The organism is Dyella sp. ASV21 (assembly GCF_016428975.1).
Classification (GTDB): Bacteria; Pseudomonadota; Gammaproteobacteria; order Xanthomonadales; family Rhodanobacteraceae; genus Dyella.
On the sequence record NZ_JAELTT010000022.1, the window covers coordinates 50042 to 65053 of the forward strand.

The following is a 15012-nucleotide window of genomic DNA, read 5'->3' on the forward strand; positions in this document are numbered from 1 at the left end:
CCGTGCGGATGCCCCCCGCACCCATGCGATTTACCCGTCGTTCTCCGTACCCACGTTCACCTGCCAAGCGCCGTCCGCATCCACCTCCACCGCAAGGTCGATGGGCCGGCAACAGACCTGGCAATCCTCGATATAGCGCTGACTATCGACCGAGCCGTCGATCAGGATCTCGATCGGCTCGCCGCAGTACGGGCAATGGATGAGGAAGGGTTCGAGCATGTCGGCCGAGGTGCGCACCCGCGCACCACTCACGGTAGTGGATGGATCAGCGCTTGGCCTGCGATAGCGCGGAGCCGTATTTGTTGACCTCCAGCAGGGCGGTTTCGCCCGCCCCCAACGTGGTGCTCACCTGCGCATGGTCGCCCGGCTTGCGGCACGCCCCCGAGTTCTGCAACGACACGGTGTGGGTGCCGCTGGGCAGGTAGAACGTGGTTTGCTCGCCGGTTTCCAGCTGGGCGGCGAACTTGTCATCGATAAGGATCTGGCTGGAGCAGCCTCCACCGAAATAGCCGTTGGCACGCACCACCTGCAAGGTGGCATCGCCCGCGCCGGGGGCCTGGTACAGGAACACGCGGTTGGCCACCGCATCGCGGATCGCCGTGTCGTGCGTGCCCTCGACGCCACAGCCCGCCAGCACAGCCGCCCCGATCACCGCGATCGTCATGAGATGCATCGTCTTCATGGCAGGTACCTATCCACATGGAGTGCAGATGTGCAGCATCGCCATCGCGCAATCAAGCGGGTGTGAATGGCGGGCGCCACGCGGAAGGCAGCAAAATCTGGAACCAGCCTTCGCGCGCGGTGCGTCGCGCCAACTGCAACACCGCCTTGTCTTTGCTCAGCAGCCATTGCGCGCCAGCCGCACAGGCCAACTCCAGAAACTTCTGGTCATCGGGATCGGCGCAGCGCGGCAGCCGGATGCCTTCGGGCATGGCCAGCGCATGCACGCGTTGCGCGCAGCGATCGAAATCGCGCATGGCCGTCGCGCGAACATCCGCCGCCAGGCGCAAGGCGGGGTACTCCAGCACGGCCAGCCATTCGTCGCGGCACACCTCGTCCACCACCAGTTGCACCTGCCCGGACTCCAACGCGGCGCGTACGTGGTCGCTGCCGGCATCGCGGAACACGAACAGGTCAAGGGCAACGTTGGTATCGAGAACGAGGCGCGGCGGATGATCGGGCATGGCGCGCATGGTGCCACAGCCGGTGTGGCCTGACGCGCGGCTACAATACCCTCTTACTACGCTGTGGATGACCGACATGACCGAACGCCGCTTTGACGACTACACCGCCCAGGCCACGGCGGTGCTCGAGGGTTCGCGCTTTACCGCCTGTATCGTGGTGACGCCCATCACGCGCTCGGGCTTTCCGGTGTATTACGCCGTGTGCGAAAACCGTAGCTTCCGCCAGCGTGAACCGGCCGAACTGGCGGCGTCCGAAGCCTTGGCCGCCATCCTTGCGCTGGAGGATGACGGCACCCCGGTATTTCCCGATGACTACACCGGTTTCCACGACGAGCCGCCAGCGGAATGACCCACTGGAAGTACCTGGGCGGCTACCCTGCGGCACTGCTCGACAAAGTGAACCGCATGATCGAGCGCGGGGAACTGGGCGACTACCTCGCCAAGCGCCACCCAGACCGTCACCAGGTCCAGAGCGACAAGGCGCTGTACGCCTATACGAACGCGCTGCGCCAGGAACACCTGCGCAACGCGCCGGGCATCGACCGCGTGTGGTACGACAGCAAGCTCGATGTCATCAATCGTGCGCTGGGCATGCATACCGCGATCTCGCATGTACATGGCTCCCGCTTGAAGACACGCAAGGAAATTCGCATCGCCTCCCTGTTTCGCGATGCCGCGCCGGAGTTCCTGCAGATGATCGTGGTGCACGAGTTGGCCCACCTGAAGGAAACCGAGCACAACAAGGCGTTCTACCAGCTTTGCGAGTACATGCAGCCGGACTACCACCAGCAGGAATTCGACCTGCGCCTCTACCTGACCTGGCGCGACCTCGAGGCACGGCGCAACGCCTAGCCTGAGTAGCGGCGGGGGCACGATAGAATGGACCGGTGCCCCTGCCGGAACGGTTCCGTCCCATGCCTCGCAAGCTGTCACAACTGTTCCAACGCCGCACCCACACCATCACCATCAGCGGCCGCCCCTACATCAGCCACGGTTTGATGCGGCGCTTTTGGGACGACATCTACCACTTCGCGCTGACCATTCGCTGGCCCACCTTTTTCGGCCTGGCCGCCGCGGTGTTCCTGGCGCTCAATACGGCTTTTGGCGCGCTGTACCAGTTGGGCGATCACGCCATCGCCAACAAGTTTCCCGACGATTTCAGTGGCGCGTTTTTCTTCAGCGTGGAAACACTGGCGACGGTGGGCTACGGTGACATGCATCCGCAGACGGTGTATGGGCATGTGGTGGCCACGCTGGAAATCTTTACCGGCATGCTGAGCATCGCCTTGGTCACTGGCCTGGTGTTTGCGCGCTTCTCCCGGCCACGCGCCAAGATCCTGTTCGCCGAGCACCCGGTGATCCGCCGCATCCACGGCCAGCCCACGCTGATGATCCGCGCGGCCAATGCGCGGCAAAACGTGATTGCGCAGGCGTCGGCGGAGCTGCACTTATTGCTGCGCGAATCTTCCCCGGAGGGCTTTCGACTGCGGCGCATTCACGACGTAAAGCTGATGCGCGACCGCCATCCCGTATTCATGCTCAGCTGGAGCTTGATGCATGTGATCGACGAGCAAAGCCCGCTGCACGGCCTCACGCCCGAGGCGCTGGCCGCCGCCGAAGCATCGCTGGTGTTGTCCATCGAGGGCGTGGACGAAACCACCGCGCAAACCATGCAGGCCCGTCACCAATGGAGCTGCCGCGATTGGCGCTGGAACCATCGCTACGTGGACCTGGTGCACGATGACGAGGAAGGCATGGCGCACATCGACTACGACGTGTTTCACGACGTCGTGCCGGTGGATGAGTCGGACGATGATCTGAACGTCTAGGCCGAAAGGCTCGGGGCCTCCCTCACCCATGCTCAGACCGTCAGCAGCACCTTGCCGATGGCCTGACGGCTTTCCAGGAATCGATGCGCCTGCGCACCGTCGCGCAACGGGTAGCGCGCAGCAATCTGCGGCTTGAGCGTGCCCTGGCGCACCTGCTGGAACAGGGCGTCGGCGCGCTGGCGGCGTACGTCCGCACCTGTCAGCACGTTCCACAGATCGCCACCGGTCAGCGTCAGCGAGCGATCCATCAGCTGGCGCGGGTCGACGGGCGCCGGATCGCCAGCGGCCATGCCATAGAAGACCACGGTGCCGCCGATGCGCGCCACGCGCAAGCTGTCGGCCAGTGTGCGGCCCACCGAGTCATACACCACGTCCGCGCCATGCCCACCGCTCAGCGCAAGGCTGGCCTGCACCCAGTCGTCGTAACCAACGGCCACGTCGGCGCCGGCGGCAATCACGGCATCGCGCCGCGCCTCGCTGGAGGCAACGCCGAGCACCACCGCGCCCAGTGCCTTGAGCATCTGCACCAGCAGCAATCCCACACCGCCCGCGGCGGCGTGCACTATCGCGACATCGTCGGGCCGCACCAGGAAGCTATCGCTGACCAGGTACTGCGCGGTCAGCCCTTGCAGCAATAGCGCTGCCGCCGTATCGGCATCGATATCCTCAGGCAGCGGGATAAGGCGCTCGCGATCCACCACAACCAGCTCCGCATTGGCGTGCGGCATGTCGGCAAAGCCCACGCGGGTACCCTCAGCAAACTGCGTTTCGCCCTGGGGCGCCCAGGCCACCACGCCCGCCCCTTCGTAACCAAGCACCCACGGCGCCTCTCCAGTGAGGTGATAGTTGCCGTTGCGGCGGTACACATCGGCGAAATTGAGCCCCACGCTCTGCATGCGCACCAGCAGCTGACCGGGACCCGGCACCGGATCGGGGCGCTCGGTCCAGCGCAACACGTCGGCCGAACCGAACTGGTCAAAGGTCAGGGCATGCATGGTTATTTCCTGAAGCGTTGCTGGGGTTGGGGTGGGCAGTGTGGACATCCGCCCCGCGAGTGTCGAGAAAGCGGCCCCCCCTTTTGCACAGCAACCTTGCGCAAGCCTGACACCTTTCGTCAACCTGACGAAAGATCGCGCGTTGTTCACGACGTTGGGCCGGACGTCTCGGCCCCCTGTACAGGGAAAATCGCCGTGCGGCGCACCTTCATCGTGGGATGCCCACGTTCCGGCACCACCATTGTGCAAGCTTTGCTGGCGCGCCATCCGGAGGTCTACACGCTGCCCGAAACCGCTTTCTTCGAGCAGCTCTACGGCGACCTGGATTGGCGCTGGGGCGATACGCGCGCCAAGCGGGAGCCGCGCAAGTGGCACCACCGCCTGGGCCTCACACGCAAGCGCGTGCGCGAACTCTACGTCGCCTTGCGCGGCCAGCTGCCGACACCGGCCGCGCGCCGCTTTCCCACGCCATGGCTGCGCACGGGCATCGATGGGCGCTTCATCGATCTGCTCGATGCTGCGGCGAGGGCGGCCGGGCGCAACCTGTGGCTGGAGAAGACCCCCAACCATCTGCTGTACATCCCGGAAATCGAAGCGCAGTTGCCCGACGCGCGGTTTGTGCATGTGGTGCGGCGTGGTACGGACGTACTGGCCTCACTGGCCGATGTATACCTGCGCTACGAGAACGACCAGGCCTTCGGCGGCGGTACGGTGCACTGGGCTCGGCGCTGGAATCGCGCAGCCGCCATTCATGGGCAGCACGTGGGCCGTCCGCACCACCATTTCGTGTTTCACGACGACCTCGTGCAACGCCCCGAGGTCGAGTGGGCGAGGCTTTGCGCGTTCCTGGGGCTGCCCTTGGACGCCCGGTTGGACAACGCCTGCCAGCAAACCATCGCCAACCTCGAACACGAACCGTGGAAGCTGGCCGCAGTACATGGCCAGGTTCGTCCGTCCGAGCCCAAGGTGGACAGCGTATTCGGCCCGCAGGTGCAACGCTGGCTGGCCGAACACCTTGTCTCCTACGACGCACTGCGCCGACGCTGCCGCGACGGTCAACGCCCCTACGCCGCTCCACGCCTGCGCGTGGCCTGCGAGGCGCCCGCCGCCATCGCGCGCTGAGACCCCGGAGTGCTCACGCCAGGCCGGGTACTGCGACTTCGCTGGCGCGGTTGAAGTCGCCGATGGCCTCGACCAGATCAGTGACCGCCGCGCGCTCTACGTCGGTGAGATCCGGGTTCCAGCTATCGAGAATCATCACCACACGGGTTTCGTTGCTGCGGTTCCATGCTTCGTGTTCAAAGGTGTCATCGAAGCTCACGCAGCGCCCCTCCTGCCACTCGTGGATCTCGCCGCCCACGTTCAAGGCGCACTCGGACGGCACGATCAAGGGCAGATGCGTCACCAGCCGCGTATTGGTGACGCCACGGTGCGGCAGGATATGCGTACCCGGGCTGAGCACGGAAAACAACGTCTCCGGCGCGTGGTCGCGAATGCGCACCAGCGGCAACGAATCGAGCAGGGCCGAGGTGCGTGGGCAACGTGCGCAGTTGTCGTCGAAGCGGTCGCCATGACGGTAGAAGAAGAACGCATCCCACGAGGCCGCCTGCGCACCGGAGCCCTGGAGATAACCCTTCAGGCTCTCGGGGCTCTGCTCGCCGAGGAAAGGCAGCAACGGCTGCTCCTCGGCCAGCACCGCCCGCAGTTCCTCGCGCACGAGCTCGGTGGCCGCCGCCAACTCCGCCTGCCACGGGAAACGCGCCGTAGGGTAATAGGGTTGGCTGGGAATCCCTGGAAAGTACAGGAACTTGGGCTTCTGTCGCGGATCGGGCAGCGGCGCGGGCTGCTCTCCAAGATAGATGGAAAGGCACTGCTCCACGCGCGCAAGTTCGGCGGCCCCGTAGCGCTCCCGCAGCGGCGCCAACACCGCATCGAAAGCACCGCGGCGACCGACATCGATGACACGGATGGCGTGCTTGACGGCCTCTTGCAAACCAGGGGCCGTCGTTGCGTCGTTCATCCACCGCCCCATGCCTTGGGCGGTGTTGAGTGCGCCAAAATAGGCCAGCAACGCGCCATGCGACTCCCCCAACTGCTCCAGGGAGATGCCCAGGCGCAGACGCGCGACGAACATCTGCGGCGCCAGTTGCACGCAGTGCCGCAAGCTAGAAACCGCCCCCCGCCAGTCTCCCGCCGCCATCTGCGCCGCGCCAAGCTGATGCAGCACCTCCGGATTGCCCGGCTGAACCTGTGCAGCCTGCAGGAGCAGCGCAATGCCACGCAGCGCGTCGCCACGCTGCAGGTGGCGACTGGCAACGAACTGCAAAGCTTCGGCATCGTGAGGAAGCAACTCCAGCAGTCGCGCAAAATACTGTTCCGCCAGCGCTACGTCGCCGTGCTTCAGACCATTCAGCGCCAACTCGCGCAGCGCCACCGCGCCCCCGTCCATCCCGCTACTCATCGTTTTCTCTGAGACCCCGCCCCGTTGCGCCCCCGATCAGATCCACCGCCGTTTGAAGGGAGGTGGTATGGGCATAATAGACATGTTTTGATGGGTCGCGTGCATGTAACGCTGACGCGACTGCTTTAGGTCGTGATAGCACTTTCCGGAGCCGAACGTCTTGATCAATCCGCGTCTGCAGGGGCTGGACTCAGCCGCCGTCCAGCAAGTGGTCGCCGCCGCCGAAGCCCTCGATGCGGGGCGAGTGGATGAGGCCGAGCAACATCTGACACCGGTCCGCGCGCGACACCCGCAGCATCCCGAGGTTCTGCGCATGCAGGCGGGCATCCACGGGTTGCGCGGCCAGAGCCAGGACGCCATCGAGCTGATGCGCGAGGCGCTGATCCAGCGCCCACAGGACGCCGTGTACCACAACACGCTGGGCTCGTTACTGGGCAATGCCGGCGACTACGACGGCGCCATCGCCGCATTGAGGCGCACCTGCGAGCTGCAGCCGAGCATGGCGGTTGCCTGGTACAACCTGGGCGTGATGCTTACCCGCAGTGTGCGCAACGAAGAGGCGACCGCCGCCCTGCAACGCGCGATTAGCCTGGCACCCGATCACATGACCGCACGCGCCTTGCTGGCCGATGTGCTGCGGATGCGCGGCCAGACCGAACAGGCGGCGAGCGAGTACCGCCGGATCATCGCCGAACAGCCTTGGGCGGGCATGGCGTGGTGGGGCCTGGCCGACCTCAAGACCGTCAAGCTGGGCGCAACGGATATCGCCCAGATGAAAGAGGCCTTGCATCACCGCAACGCCGGCGATGAGGATTTGATGGCTATCGGTTTCGCGCTCGCCAAGGCCTATGACGATGTCGGGCAGTACGCGGACTCGCTTGCCGCGCTGGCCGCCGCCAATGCGGTGGCGCGTCGGCGTCGCCACTGGAATCGCGAAGCGTTCTCCACCGGCGTGTCCGCCGTGGTCGATGCCTTTGCCGCCCACCCGGCCGCTGCCACCACGCCGGATCTCGGCAAGGAGGTGATCTTCATCGTCGGCCTGCCGCGTTCGGGTTCCACCTTGGTCGAGCAAATCCTCGCCTCGCATTCCTCCGTGGAGGGCGCGGGCGAGTTGCCCGATCTCACCCAAGTGCTCGCCGAGGAATCGCGTCGCCGCGGACAGCCCTTTCCACGCTGGGTCGCCGACATGACGCCCGCGGACTGGGAGCGCCTGGGCCATCGCTATCTGGAGCGTACCCGCCACTGGCGACAACAGCGCCCGATGTTTACCGACAAGCTACCCGGCAACTGGATCTATCTGGGCGCGATACTGGCGATGTTGCCCGGCGCACGCATCATCAGCTGCCGCCGCGATCCGCTGGAGACCTGCTTCGGCTGCTATCGCCAGCGCCTGGACAACAATGAGTACACCCGCGACTTCGACGATCTGGCCGGCTTCTGGCGCGACTTCGATCGCACCCAGCGGCATTGGCTCGCCCACGCGCCCAAGCAGGTTTACGAGCACCGTTACGAGGCGCTGGTGGCCGATCCGGGCGCCAGCATTCGCGGACTCCTGGATTTCTGTGGACTGCCCTTCGAGGATGCCTGCCTGAACTTCCACGAGAATCGTCGCGAGGTACGCTCGCCCAGCGCCGCCCAGGTGAGGCAGCCGCTGCGTCAGGATTCCGCACGCAGCGCCGCCTATGGCGCGCTGCTGGACCCACTGCGCGCAGCGCTGGGGTTGCCAGCCTGGCAGCGTTGAGTGGGCGCCTGCCGGCATCGCAACCTCACGTCCCTGCCTATCCCTTCATGACCGCACCGTCCGTATCCAACGATCCCGCTGTATCGTCCGCCACGGTGCAGGCGTGCCTGTCCGAGATCCAGGCGCTGGCGCTACGCAAGAACTGGAACGCGGCGTTGCTGGCGGCAACGCATAGCCTCGAACTGTACCCCGGTGCCGATGACATTCGCCTGGCCTATGCAGGCTTGCTGCTCGAACTGGGGCGCAACAGCCCGGCCGAGGAGGCGCTGAGGCACATCCTGGCACGCAACCCACACCATGCCGGCGCTGCGTTCCAGCTTGCACGATGGCTGCGTAGCCAGGGACGCATGCAAGCCATGGCCAAGGTGCTCGGCGATGCTTTCGGTACGCGTGAGGCCGATCTGAATTGGGTCATCCGCGCCGCCGAGGAACTGGATGCCGTCGGCCAACAGGCCGCCGCCGCCGCGTTGTGCGAAACACAGATTGCCGCGGGCACCCTCGACCCACGCATTCATGCGTTGGCCGGCACTTATGCCGCCCAGCTCGGCGCGTACGAACGTGCACGTGAGCGTCATGAATTTGCGCTTGCACACAGCCCGCAAGCACTGGAGTGGCACTCCCCACTGAGCCTGGCCGAACTGCAACGCTACGCCAGCGATCAACACCAAGACTTTGCCCGGCTGCACGCGCTGCGCGAGCGCGGTGACCTGAGTGCGCATGCGCGCAGCGGCGTGCTGTTCGCGCTCGGCAAGGCACATGACGATATCGGCGCCTATGTCCCGGCCACCGACTACCTGCGCGAAGCCAATGCACTCGCCGGCGCCGACAGCGCATGGTCGCGCAAGCAGTGGCGACGCAGCGTGGACGCGCGCCTGAAACGACAGGCACCGCGCGCCACAAACAGCGCTACGGCACGCGACTGGACACCCATTTTCATCGTTGGCGCACCCCGCTCCGGCACCACGTTGCTGGCCGAACGGCTGTCACGCCATCCCGAGGTCACGCAGCGCGGCGAACTCCCCCAGCTGCCACAGCTATCCGCGCAACTGGCGGACACGCCAATGTCGGCCGAACAGCTGGACCAGGCCGCGCGCCTGTATGCCGCTCAACTGCGCCAGGACGACGGTGAGGCCCGCTGGTACATCGACAAGCAGCCGTTCAATTTCCTTCACGTGGACATCGCCCTGGCGATGTTTCCTCATGCCCGCTTCCTGTTCTGCCAACGCGGCATGCGCGACAACGCGCTCTCGATATGGATGCAGTCATTCCAGAGGGGCGCACAGGACTACGCCTACGACATGGGAGACATTGCCGCCGTGTTGCAGGGAGCACGCCGACTGCAGGCGCACTGGCTCGCTCGCTACCCCGCGTCTGTACGGGTAGTGAGCTACGAAGAACTTGCCCAGGAACCGGCCCGGGTGCTGGAAGAGCTGGCCGCATGGTTGCAGCTGCCTCCCTGCGATCTACTTGCCGCTCGCAGCGATGGCCAGTCGATCAGCACGGCCAGTCTGTGGCAGGCCCGACAGGCCATCCATACGCGTTCGGTTCAACGTTGGCGCCACTACGCCGCCAGCCTGCCGGAACTGATGGCGATCAGCGAGTACTGATCGCCCCGTCGGTTTAGCTCACCGATGACGCATCCGCCGTGGTGTCGTAACCCCAATGCGCAAGCATCGGCTGGAGAATCGGCAACGCGGGCGCCAGCGCATCGCGGTAACGCAACCAGCGATCCATGCCCTTGCGGTTCACCGGCTGGATCACCTGCGTATAGCTGGGCGTGGCAATGAAACCTTTCTCGCGTGCGTGCCGATCGAAATGCAGCATGGGCGAGGGATCCTCCAAACCAATGAACTCGGCAATCCGCCGCGTCTGTTGCTCGGTCTGCGACACCAGATCCTCATAGCGCGATACCAGCACCTTCGGCTGGAACACCTCCACGTGATGCAACCATGCCTCCAATGCCGTCACATACGCCGTCGCCAGTCGCTCGACGTCGGCGCACGCCGCGGCGAGGACGTTGGCGCGGAAGTTCTGCATATAGCAGCTCAACACCACATCGCAGGGATGACGCAGCGCCAGGATGAACCTGGCATTGGGAAACAACCGGTGGATCAGGGGAAGCCACAGCATGTTGAGCGGGTTCTTATCGACCAATCGCGCGCTCCAGCGACGCTCGATCTTGGAACACACCAGCGACAGATAGCCCTTGCGCAGTTCGTCGCAAATGCCCTGGTCGAACTTGTGGATGTCCTGCGGCACGTTGAGGCCGTGATCGCCCAGCTGATCACTGAGAATATTGAAGAAGGGGCGTTCATCCATGGACTGCAAAGCCGGATGCGCGTCCAGCATCTGCTCCAGCAACGTCGTGCCCGATCGCGGAAAGCCCACGATGAATACGGGCGACTGTGTCTCGTCAGGCGACTGCAGACGCGGCCATTGCCGGTAGTCGTCGGCGCTGACGCGCCGCTCCGCCGCCGGCAGCAGCACCGCCTCCGGCTCGAACCGATACGGCTCCGTCGCCTTGAGCTCCTCCACCTGCAAGGCGTGGGCCCTGTGCAAGGCGTGCATCGCATCATCGCGCGCATCGAGCTTGTCGCAAACTTCAGCCAGGGCAAAGTAGTGGCTGTAATCGCCAGGCAGGCGCGGCCCCGCACGCTCCAGCGCCTCGCGTGCGTCCTGCAGTTGCCCGCGCCGCTGAGCCAGCTTGGCGCGCTGATGGACGATCTCATTTAACGCAATATCGTCCAACTGACTGGGCAGCGCCGCCAGCACATCCAGCACATGCTCGGCGTCATCCAGACGGTTCATGCGCTCATAGACCGCCGCCAGCAGCAACATGGCGGGCTGCGACTGCGGAGAGCGCGACAGCAGCTCCTCCAGCACCACACCCGCCGCGTTGGCTTCGCTGAGCAAGAGCTGTAGATCGGCCAGCTCCAATTGCTGGGCGTCATCCAATGGCAGCCATTCACGCCAGGGCCGAATCAACTGCTCAGCCCGGTAGTCGCGAAACACGGCGCAGGCCCGCGCCGCATAGATACGCGCCGCGGGCGACTGGGGATCGAAATGGTGGGCGCGCAGCAACGTATTGCGCGCCGACTCGTACTGGCGAAGCTCCAGTTGCAACATGCCCAGATTAAGCAGTTGCGCGGGATCATCCGGTGTCAGCCGCAACGAGGTCTCATAGGCTGCCAGCGCTTCGTCCAAGCGACCGGCCGTACGCAATGCCGTGGCGTAGTTGCCCCAATGCAGTCCGCTCCCGGGCTGGCGCTGCGTGAGTTCGGCAAAGACTTCCAGCGCCTCTCCCGCACGCTCCTGTTGCTCCAGCAACATGCCCAGTAGAACAAGCGCATTCTCGTCGCCAGGAATCTCCCGCAGACGGGAGCGACATAGCTGTTCGGCATCGGCCTGCCGACCGGTCTGCAAGGCAGCCAGGATGGCGTCGGTAGAAGTATTCATCGCACCCCAAAAATGAACGAGCCGCGCGGAGAATCCGCGCGGCTCGTCTGTTTTACCACTACTCGATACGACGTTACGCGATCGATTAGAACTTGACCGTCACGCGAGCCCAGAAGTAGCGGCCCTGCAGGTCGAAGTCGGTCGGATCGGTATTCGCATTGAGCACGTTGTTCGCGTACAGCAAGGGCGGCTGCTTGTCGAACAGGTTGTTGATACCGAAGTCCACGCGGGTGTTGAACGGAGCGATGTTGTAACCCACCGAAGCGTCGTTGTAGACCGTGGCGCCGTAGTTGAAGATCACACCATTGAGGCCCGCACCAGCCGGGAACGTATCGTTGGTGGGATCGCTCGAACCGTTGCGGAAACGACCGATGTAACGCATGCGCCAGGACGCATCCCAGTTGCCGGCCGTCCAGTTGACGAAGCCGCTACCCTTCCAACGCGGGAACAGGCAGACGCCGCCGCCGCTCGGGCAGGTGGCCGCTGCGGCCGAGCCGTACGGAGCAAAGTGGCCGGCGTCGTGGAACGTGACGTTGGCCGCCGTGCCCGGCGCGGTGTTCTGGTCGTAGCGCTTCAGGTAGGTCGCATCCAGGCCGATCATGAACTGGCCGAACGAGAACTGCGGCAGCTTGTAGCGAGCCGAGAAGTCGATACCAGCCGTGTCGGTGCTACCCAGGTTGCCCGTCGGCTCGAGGATCTGCGCGATCTGGCCAGGGTTGGCCGAACCAGCGCCATAACGGGTGATCAGCGGGCAGTAGGCGGTGATACCGGCATAGCACAGGTTGAGCACGGTCTGAGCGCCGATCGCGGAGATCGTGTCGTTCAGGTAGATGTGCCACACGTCAACGCTGGTCGACAGACCCGGCACGTAGCTCGGCGAGTACACCAGGCCCACGTCGAAGGACTTGCCCTTCTCCGGACCGAGCGGGAAGCCAGCGTACTGCGAGCCCGAGGTCACGGCCTTGATCTGCTGGCCCAGAGCCACGTCCTGATTCACGAACGTACCGTTGAGCGGCACACCTGCGCAGGCCGGGTTGGCAACGGTAGCGTGATCGCAGGGGTCGCTGCTGAGCTTGGGCGCGTCACTGACCGGCGAGCCGAACACGTCGCCAATCGCCGGCGCGCGGAACACGTCGGCCATGGTGCCGCGGAGCAGCAGGTCGTCGATCGGCTTCCACTCGAGGCCGATCTTGGTGTTGTTGGTGCTGCCGAACGTGCTGAACTTGGAGTAACGGTCACCCAGGGTAACGTTCAGCGACTGGATGAAGGGGATGTCCTTCAACACCGGCACGAACAGCTCGGCGTAGACTTCCTTCACGTTGTACGAACCCGACAGCGGCGAGCTGCACTGGCTGCCCAGCGTACAGTTGCCGGTGGCCGGATCGATGGTCAGCAGCGGATCGATCGTGCTGGAGGTGTATTCGCGACGGTACGAGGCGCCCACACCGGCCGAGACAGTACCCGCCGGCAGGTCGAACAGACCGCCGTTGGCTTCCACCGCGTAGATCTTCTGGATCGAGAAGGCGTTGCTGATGCCCGGCACGGCGCTGGACTGCAGGAACGATGCCGTGGTCGGATCGTACTGGTTGAAGATGTTGATCGGGGTGCAACCCGAGCTCACCGGGTTGGCCGCCGTACCGCAGGTCAGTGCCTGGTTGATCTTGTCAACGTTCGGCAGATTGCGGGTGATGGTGGTCGTCGACAGGTGACCGTAGTCGAAGCCGGCATCCCAGTTCCAGTTCTGGCCAAAGACCGTGAAGTCACCCTTGAAGCCGGTGGCGATCTGGTCGGTCGTGGTGGTCGAGTCCGTGATACGCGGACCGATCGACACCAGGCGCAGGCGGAAGTCGGAACCCGAGCCGCTATAGGTTTGACCGAACACGTTGTACGGGTTATCGGCCGGGATATCCGCGCCGTAAGCCGAACCAAACAGCGCCGGCGCCAACTGGAAGTTGGAGCTGGTCTTGTTATGGTAGCCGTCCACATACACCTGCAGGTGATCGGCAAGGTTGTAGGTACCGTTAACGAAGAAGCTCGAACGCTCCTGCGGGGTCTGGATCAGGTTGACCGTCGCGTAGTTGTACTTGTCGGCGTTGGTGAAGCAATGGTAGTCGGTGCTGGCGTTGGTGCCGGAAGCACCCTTGTTCAGCGCCACGTTGCTGCAACCGTACTGGGCGGCCAGACTGGCCGGCAGCTGGATGCGGCCGTAAGCCGGGTACGACGAACCACCGATGTAGGAGTGGATCGGGCTCTGCGAGCTACCCGAGATCGAGATAGCGTTCTTGGAGAACTTGCGCTGGCTCGCCTGCACGGCATCGGTCTTGTTGTAGTCCAGACCGACCATCAGACTGCCCTTATCGGACGTCTGACCGAACGTGAAGGTGTAGCCCTGGCTGGCGCCGTCGTTATGATCCGACTCGCCGTAGTTCAACGCAAAGGTGGCGCCCTGGTAGCTCTTCTTCAGGATGAAGTTGACCACGCCGCCGATCGCATCGGAGCCGTACACCGACGAAGCACCGTCGGTCAGCACTTCGACGCGCTCGATCATGTCCGCGGGAATCGCGTTCACGTCGTTGTTGATGATGCGCTTGCCGTCGATCAGCACCAGGGTACGCTGGGCACCCAGACCGCGCAGGCCGATGCTGCTGCCACCGGTACCGCCGCCGTTGTTCACCTGCGGATTGACGTTACCGCCGGTCACGGCCGGCAGCTGCTGAAGGATGTCACCCAGGGTGAGCTTACCGGTGGCCTTGATGGCCGCCGCGTCGATGGTGACAACCGGGTTGGACGTCTCAACGTCCACGCGGCGAATGTGCGAACCGGTGACGGTAATCGTCTCCAGCGTCTTCGCCTTCTGGTTCTGATCCTGCTGCGCGTTAGCGTTGGACTGCGCGTCCTGCGCGAAAGCCGCGGTGCCGTAGGCGCTCGCTGCGAGCATGCCCAGCGACAGCGCCAGGCGAACCGACGTACACAGTTTGTTTTCCCCGAACTTCATGAGACACCCTCCCGTTATTTATTTATGACTGGGTTTGACAGAATCCCCGCCTCAAACCCGCGCCCGAGTCACCCAAAGACTTTAGGGATAGACCGATGGTCTACAGCGCTGCGCATTTATCACGCTTTACTTACAGATAGTCAATAAAATCTATACAGCAAGAAAATACTATGCCGTGGCAGCTTTAGTATTTTCTTACGATATATCCGGGGAATAATCACACCGCCCCACACCGCTCCCTGATTGGTGCGGCGCGATGACCATCGTTTGGGTGCGGTGAAGCCGGAGTGAAGGCGGCCTGGCCTGGCCTTAATACCTGAGCCAGGCCGCTGATTTGACAGGGCTTCAGTC

Annotated in this window: 14 protein-coding genes; 6 read left to right on the forward strand and 8 right to left on the reverse strand. The window is 64.2% G+C overall.

Annotated elements, in window-relative coordinates:
* Nucleotides 1-30: 30 nt before the first annotated feature.
* The 3 genes from JHD67_RS09885 to JHD67_RS09895 are packed head-to-tail and all read right to left on the reverse strand — an operon-like array spanning nucleotide 31 to nucleotide 1193.
* Nucleotides 31-219: a CPXCG motif-containing cysteine-rich protein gene (locus JHD67_RS09885; protein WP_199099026.1), complete on the reverse strand. Its 189-nt coding sequence runs from the start codon at nucleotides 217-219 to the stop codon at nucleotides 31-33.
* Nucleotides 220-265: 46 nt separating this feature from the next.
* The gene (locus JHD67_RS09890; protein ID WP_199099013.1) at nucleotides 266-682 is read right to left on the reverse strand and encodes a hypothetical protein; all 417 of its coding nucleotides are present in this window, start codon (nucleotides 680-682) and stop codon (nucleotides 266-268) included.
* Between the two features lie 52 nt (nucleotides 683-734).
* Nucleotides 735-1193, reverse strand: a complete 459-nt coding sequence (locus JHD67_RS09895; RefSeq protein WP_199099014.1) for a PIN domain-containing protein — start codon at nucleotides 1191-1193, stop codon at nucleotides 735-737.
* Between the two features lie 67 nt (nucleotides 1194-1260).
* Between JHD67_RS09895 and JHD67_RS09900 the strand changes: the two genes are divergently transcribed.
* The 3 genes from JHD67_RS09900 to JHD67_RS09910 all read left to right on the forward strand — a co-directional run bounded on the left by JHD67_RS09900 (nucleotide 1261) and on the right by JHD67_RS09910 (nucleotide 3013).
* Entirely contained in the window at nucleotides 1261-1533 is a 273-nt protein-coding gene (locus JHD67_RS09900; RefSeq protein ID WP_199099015.1) for a hypothetical protein, read from the forward strand.
* The gene (locus JHD67_RS09905; RefSeq protein ID WP_199099016.1) at nucleotides 1530-2036 is read left to right on the forward strand and encodes a YgjP-like metallopeptidase domain-containing protein; all 507 of its coding nucleotides are present in this window, start codon (nucleotides 1530-1532) and stop codon (nucleotides 2034-2036) included. Before JHD67_RS09900 ends, JHD67_RS09905 begins: the two co-directional genes overlap by 4 nt.
* Before the next feature lie 62 nt (nucleotides 2037-2098).
* Nucleotides 2099-3013: an ion channel gene (locus JHD67_RS09910; RefSeq protein WP_199099017.1), complete on the forward strand. Its 915-nt coding sequence runs from the start codon at nucleotides 2099-2101 to the stop codon at nucleotides 3011-3013.
* A 32-nt stretch (nucleotides 3014-3045) separates the two neighbouring features.
* On the opposite strand, the gene JHD67_RS09915 is transcribed toward JHD67_RS09910, so the two are convergent.
* Complete coding sequence (locus JHD67_RS09915; protein WP_199099018.1) at nucleotides 3046-4008, reverse strand: quinone oxidoreductase; 963 nt, start codon at nucleotides 4006-4008, stop codon at nucleotides 3046-3048.
* A gap of 195 nt (nucleotides 4009-4203) precedes the next feature.
* Between JHD67_RS09915 and JHD67_RS09920 the strand changes: the two genes are divergently transcribed.
* Nucleotides 4204-5130, forward strand: a complete 927-nt coding sequence (locus JHD67_RS09920) for a sulfotransferase (protein ID WP_199099019.1) — start codon at nucleotides 4204-4206, stop codon at nucleotides 5128-5130.
* A 13-nt stretch (nucleotides 5131-5143) separates the two neighbouring features.
* On the opposite strand, the gene JHD67_RS09925 is transcribed toward JHD67_RS09920, so the two are convergent.
* Nucleotides 5144-6469 (reverse strand): aspartyl/asparaginyl beta-hydroxylase domain-containing protein, encoded by a 1326-nt coding sequence (locus JHD67_RS09925; protein ID WP_199099020.1) that lies wholly within the window; start codon nucleotides 6467-6469, stop codon nucleotides 5144-5146.
* Between the two features lie 160 nt (nucleotides 6470-6629).
* Between JHD67_RS09925 and JHD67_RS09930 the strand changes: the two genes are divergently transcribed.
* A complete protein-coding gene (locus JHD67_RS09930) occupies nucleotides 6630-8210 on the forward strand; it encodes a sulfotransferase (RefSeq protein ID WP_233171780.1) in 1581 nt (526 codons plus the stop codon).
* Between the two features lie 47 nt (nucleotides 8211-8257).
* Nucleotides 8258-9817 carry a sulfotransferase gene (locus JHD67_RS09935; protein WP_199099021.1) on the forward strand — a complete coding sequence of 520 codons (1560 nt, stop codon included), beginning with the start codon at nucleotides 8258-8260 and terminating at the stop codon, nucleotides 9815-9817.
* Nucleotides 9818-9830: 13 nt separating this feature from the next.
* Here JHD67_RS09935 and JHD67_RS09940 read toward each other — a convergent pair whose 3' ends face one another.
* From JHD67_RS09940 to JHD67_RS22340, 3 genes are all read right to left on the reverse strand, one after another.
* Nucleotides 9831-11666, reverse strand: a complete 1836-nt coding sequence (locus tag JHD67_RS09940) for a tetratricopeptide repeat-containing sulfotransferase family protein (protein WP_199099022.1) — start codon at nucleotides 11664-11666, stop codon at nucleotides 9831-9833.
* Between the two features lie 85 nt (nucleotides 11667-11751).
* A complete protein-coding gene (locus JHD67_RS09945; protein ID WP_199099023.1) occupies nucleotides 11752-14661 on the reverse strand; it encodes a TonB-dependent receptor in 2910 nt (969 codons plus the stop codon).
* Nucleotides 14662-14801: 140 nt separating this feature from the next.
* Nucleotides 14802-15012 (reverse strand): hypothetical protein (locus tag JHD67_RS22340; RefSeq protein ID WP_233171781.1); only part of this gene is annotated, 211 nt, incomplete at its 5' end.